Below are 5,281 nucleotides of genomic sequence, written 5' to 3'. Positions count from 1 at the left end.
GGTGCCGGGCACCAGCTTGCGCGTCGGCCGACACGCCTGGCGACGGGCTTGCATTCGCCGCTGCGCCGTCCGGGCCGAGTAGTGCCCGCAGGCGTCACGGTTGCGACGCACCTCACGGCTGATGGTCGAGGGAGAGCGGTCGATCAGGCTGGCGATCCTGCGCAGGCTGAGGCCTTGGGCATGACCGATTTGAATGGTGGCGCGTTCTTCAACGCTGAGTTCGGAATAGGACATAGGGGCAACACCGTACCGGAAAGGTCAGGTGTTGCACTCAGTTTTTGCGGCCGCCCAGCTTGAGATCGAAATCGTCATCGATTTTTGCGCGTAGCCGGCGTACCGCAACCTCAATGACATTGGTGTCGCTGTCGAAATTCATGTCCCAAACCTGAGAGGCAATCAGCGACTTCGGGAGCACCTCGCCGCGCCGGCGCAGTAGCAGTTCCAGCAGTGAAAACTCCTTCGCGGTCAGGTCAATTCTTTTCCCGCCACGGATCGCACGCCGCTTCATCAGATCGACTTCCAGATCGGCAATTTTCATGGTGGTCTGCGTCGGCGAACCATTACCTCTGCGCAACAGCGTTCTGACCCTGGCCAGAAGCTCTGAGAAAGCAAATGGCTTGATCAGGTAGTCGTCCGCACCCAGCTCCAACCCTTTAACGCGGTCTTCCACACCATCGCGTGCCGTCAAGAACAGTACGGGGACGTCTTTTCCTGCTGCGCGCAACATGCGCAGCACTTCCCAACCGTCCAGCCCAGGCATCATTACATCCAGAATTAGCAGGTCATAGGCTTCGCTAAGTGCATGCTGAAGGGCATCTGTACCGGTCATAACCCGGTCGACATTGAACCCAGCCTCGGTGAGACCTTGCTGGAGGTACGTACCGGTTTTGGGTTCATCTTCAGCTACCAGTAGTTTCATGCGAGCAGACTCCAAATATCGGGTGGCCTGAGTTTGCAGGCAAACCGCGGCCCCAACCAGAAGCTTACGAAAATGTAATTCTGGCTTCAGCTCGCTGACAGGGTGGCTTGTCTAAGGTGCAAGCATGAGCACTAGGTTGTGCTCTCGGCCCTCGACAGACCAAAAGCAGAGGTGCCGGCCATAGTTTGCACTGATGGAGACTGTCCCATGAAATCGCTGAAACCTTTGCTTCTGGTTGGCTCGCTACTGCTCTCTTCTATGGCTTGGGCCGAGGGGGGCGGCGACCGTGTATTCGAGCGCATCCAGCAGATGCGCGACAAAGCAGAAGCCGTGCTGATCCAGGCGGAGAAGGCCCCGGTCGGCGAGCGGCATGTGCACATGAAGGAGCATATGAACATGCTCGAAGACATCATGAGCCAGCTGCACAACGAACATCCCGCGCCAAACATGTCTGCCGAAGAGCATCTGGCCTGGATGGAAAAGCATGACAAGCTGGTAGACGACGTGCTGGCTCAAATGATCCGCGAGCACAAGCTAATGATGGCCGACAAAGAGTGCCATAAGTAAGAGTTTCCCCCATCTTCCAGGCCTTCCGTGATTGCTCCTTTGGCCTAGCGGCGCCTCAATGGCGCCGTGCTTTTTTCCAGCTGACGCAATTGTAGTTTTGGGGTCAGCGGCCTGGCAGGAAGCGGGGAATAGCATGAGATTTCCAGCCTACCTAGCGAGGTCTCACCATGAAACGCATCCCTCTTAAGCTGCTGATCAGCACACTGTTCATCAGCACCACCTTTCCGGCATTTGCCGAGGTCGGCGGCAGTAGCAATGGCATTGGGCAGCAGGCCCAGGCGACGCCAGCGACTCGTACCATCTTGGTAAAGATGGACGACATCAACTACAGCCAGAAAACGATCGATGTGAAGCCAGGTGAAACCGTGCGCTTCGTTCTGAAGAACGAGGGCGCGTTGATGCACGAGTTCAACATCGGGCAGGCAGCGTCCCAGCTGGAGCACCAGCGCAAGATGGCGTCCTTGTTCAAGGACGGCACACTGACCCCGACCGGCATGGCCGAGCGCATTGTCTGGCATGAGCGTTATGGCATGGGAGACTCCAACCCTCCAGGCTATCCGGAAGTCATCAAAGCCAAGCATGACGACCCGAACGCGGTTCTCGTCGAGCCCGGCACAACCAAAGAGTTCGTGTGGACCTTCCCTAAGGCGGGCAGTTTGAGCTTCGCCTGTACATTGCCTGGGCATTACCAGGCGGGGATGGTCGGTGAGTTTGCTCTGCGTTAGTCCGGCATCGGTGCTACCCGTTGGCCGCGAGCTGGGTAGCACCGATCTGACGAACCTTACTGCGATGTAGTTTTCACGTCAGCGTACCGCCAGCTGCACCTCATTAGCATCGGGACTCATCCCTCCTCAACACCTCAGAGGCACACCATGAAACTCAGACCCGCTTTCATAATCACCACCCTTGGCTTGCTGCTCAGTGCTGCCAATGCGCTGGCCAGCCCGGGCCACAAGAAAGACAGTATTGGGCAACCGGGAGACGGTCAGGCAGTAGATCGCACCATCGAAGTCCGGATGGGGGACATCTTCTTCGAACCCAAAGCAATGGAGATCAAAGCAGGCGAGACAGTTCGCTTCGTCCTGAAAAATGACGGTGCACTGCTACACGAATTCAATCTTGGCAAAGCGGCATCCCATGCCGCGCACCAGAAAGAGATGGCCGCGATGTTTCAGAACGGCACGCTGTCCCCTACAGGTGCACATGACATGAGCAATATGGGCCATGCCATGGGCGGCATGAAGATGGTCGGTATGGAACACGATGACCCCAACAGTGTTCTTGTCGAACCTGGAGCACGCGAAGAGTTGATCTGGACCTTCTCCGCCGCCACCGAACTGGAGTTCGCCTGCAATATTCCAGGACATTATCAGTCGGGAATGGTCGGTAAGGTGACCGTACGCTGACGTTTATTGATACTCGCCAGCTCCGTCCAGTCTGAGACACCTATAGTGATCCGGCCGCCATTGAAACGAGGCTATTGTCGTGGACCATACCCATCACACCAGTACCACTGAGCCGCCTTTTTGGAAGAGCAAGATTGGCATTGCGCTGATCATGCTGGCCGTAATCGGCATCTTCTATGTAGCGCGTGAGCATTACGGTCATCTTTCGCAGGCCCTGCCGTACCTCATCCTGCTGCTATGCCCGCTGATGCATCTGTTTGGCCACAATCACGGCGGGCACTCCCACTCCAGCAGCACCGCTGTTTCCAAGGACGAAGAAAGGACATAGATCGCATGCAAAAGACCTCCTGCCATCATGACCAGGATGATTCACATAACTCGCACGCCCACTCCGAGAGCCAGCGCGACCCGGTGTGTGGCATGGAGGTCAAACCTGATGGCCCTTATCGCGAGAGCTTTGAAGGGAAGGCCTATCATTTCTGCAGTGCGAAGTGCCTAGAGAAATTCCAAGCAGATCCTCATCAGTACATGAGCCATCAGTCTCATGGGGAGCATCACCAGCACGCGACTCCAGCACCCACATCGACACCTGTAGGTGCTGAATACACCTGCCCGATGCATCCAGAAATCCGTCAACCGGCTCCCGGAAACTGCCCGATCTGCGGGATGACGCTGGAACCTGTCATCCCGGAGCTGGAAGAGGAGGAAAATCCAGAGCTGAAGGACTTCTCGCTGCGGTTCTGGTGGACCCTACCGTTGACCGTCATCGTGACCGTATTGGCGATGGCCGGCCATTCCTTGCAACTGTTTCATGGCACGACCCAGAACTGGGTCGAGCTGGCTCTGGCGACGCCCGTGACGCTATGGGGTGGCTGGGTATTCTTCACCCGCGGCATTGACTCCATCCGCCACCGCAGCCCCAACATGTGGACCCTGATCGGTTTGGGAACGGCCGCTGCCTACCTCTACAGCGTGGCCGCTACCTTGGTTCCGCAGTGGTTTCCGGCGGCTTTTGCCCAGGACGGACGTATCGGCGTCTATTTTGAAGCAGCCGCGGTGATTATCTCACTCACGCTGTTGGGCCAAATGCTCGAACTCAAGGCCCGCTCGCAGACTTCGGCAGCCATCAAGTCACTGCTGAGGCTGGCACCAAAGACTGCGCGTCGCATCAAGCCCGATGGCCAGGAAGAAGATATTCCGCTGACACATGTCCATCAGGGCGACCACCTACGTGTCCGGCCGGGAGAGAAAGTCCCGGTGGACGGTACGGTTCTAGAGGGGGAGAGCGCCGTCGACGAGTCGATGCTTACCGGAGAACCGTTACCCGTGACCAAGCGGGTAGGGGATGCCCTTATCGGTGCCACCCTGAACACCCACGGCAGCCTGGTGATGGAGGCGCAGAAGGTCGGTGCCGAGACCATGCTGTCGCAGATCGTTCAGATGGTGGCCAGAGCCCAACGTTCCAAGGCCCCCATGCAGCGTATGGCTGATGCGGTGGCAGGGTATTTCGTGGTCGGGGTGATCCTGATCGCGATTCTGACCTTCTTCGGCTGGGGGCTATTAGGGCCGGAATCAGGCTGGGTATTTGGCCTGATCAATGCGGTGGCGGTGCTAATCATTGCGTGTCCCTGCGCTCTGGGTCTGGCAACCCCGATGTCCGTCATGGTTGCGACTGGCAAGGCCGCTAGCAGCGGTGTGTTGTTCCGCGATGCCAGCGCCATCGAAAATCTATGCAAGATCGACACGCTCATCGTCGACAAGACTGGAACCCTGACTGAGGGGCGTCCCGTATTTCATAGTGCGGAAGGGACAGGCGGTTACGACTCCAATGAAGTGCTGCGCCTGGCTGCTAGTCTCGACCAGGGTAGTGAGCACCCGCTGGCTCATGCCATCGTCGATCATGCGCGCGGTCAGGGCATTGCACTGGTCAAACCGGACACTTTCGAATCTGGCTCGGGTATTGGTGTGCGCGGCCAGGTCGATGACCATCAGCTGCAGCTCGGCAACACCGCACTGATGGACGAGGCGGGCGTCGATATTACCCCGCTGCGCAATCGCGCCGAGCAACTGCGTCTGGAAGGCATCAGCATCATCTATTTGGCCGTTGATGGTCGCCTGGCGGGACTCCTGGCCGTTTCCGATCCGATCAAGCCTACTTCTCAACAGGCTGTCTCCAAGCTTCAAAGCGAAGACGTAAAGGTCATCATGGCCACTGGCGATGGCCTCACCACAGCAAGAGCCGTGGCGAAGCAGTTAGGGATGGTCTGAAGTAGCCACGTATTTCTGGCCGACTACAGACCTCGCTGTTTTTTGAAGCGATCCATCGATCAAAAAGCGCTCAGATCGTCGTCTTATGTAGGGTTTTTAGCCGCTACGCGTACCCCGTAGC

Annotated in this window: 6 protein-coding genes and 1 pseudogene; 5 read left to right on the top strand and 2 right to left on the bottom strand. The window is 57.6% G+C overall.

Annotated features, from left to right (window positions below):
• Positions 1–234 (bottom strand): helix-turn-helix domain-containing protein (locus tag H165_RS19420; protein WP_026146717.1); only part of this gene is annotated, 234 nt, incomplete at its 3' end.
• 37 nt (positions 235–271) lie between these two features.
• Positions 272–919, bottom strand: coding sequence for a heavy metal response regulator transcription factor (locus H165_RS0117745; protein ID WP_017940275.1), 648 nt, complete (start codon positions 917–919; stop codon positions 272–274).
• A gap of 207 nt (positions 920–1,126) precedes the next feature.
• On the opposite strand from H165_RS0117745, the gene H165_RS0117740 reads away from it, so the two are divergent.
• The 5 genes and pseudogenes from H165_RS0117740 to H165_RS18840 all read left to right on the top strand — a co-directional run.
• Positions 1,127–1,486, top strand: coding sequence for a co-regulatory protein PtrA N-terminal domain-containing protein (locus H165_RS0117740; RefSeq protein ID WP_017940274.1), 360 nt, complete (start codon positions 1,127–1,129; stop codon positions 1,484–1,486).
• Positions 1,487–1,653: 167 nt separating this feature from the next.
• Positions 1,654–2,211, top strand: coding sequence for a cupredoxin domain-containing protein (locus H165_RS0117735; RefSeq protein WP_017940273.1), 558 nt, complete (start codon positions 1,654–1,656; stop codon positions 2,209–2,211).
• Positions 2,212–2,358: 147 nt separating this feature from the next.
• On the top strand, positions 2,359–2,892 hold the full coding sequence (locus H165_RS0117730; RefSeq protein WP_003246762.1) for a cupredoxin domain-containing protein: 534 nt from the start codon (positions 2,359–2,361) through the stop codon (positions 2,890–2,892).
• Positions 2,893–2,971: 79 nt separating this feature from the next.
• Positions 2,972–3,220 carry a DUF2933 domain-containing protein gene (locus tag H165_RS0117725; RefSeq protein WP_003246761.1) on the top strand — a complete coding sequence of 83 codons (249 nt, stop codon included), beginning with the start codon at positions 2,972–2,974 and terminating at the stop codon, positions 3,218–3,220.
• 5 nt (positions 3,221–3,225) lie between these two features.
• Positions 3,226–5,154, top strand: a pseudogene (locus H165_RS18840) (heavy metal translocating P-type ATPase); the annotation flags it as partial.
• Positions 5,155–5,281 lie beyond the last annotated feature (127 nt).

Source organism: Pseudomonas thermotolerans DSM 14292, assembly GCF_000364625.1.
Classification (GTDB): domain Bacteria; phylum Pseudomonadota; class Gammaproteobacteria; order Pseudomonadales; family Pseudomonadaceae; genus Aquipseudomonas; species Aquipseudomonas thermotolerans.
This window is presented reverse-complemented; position numbering and strand designations above follow the sequence as displayed.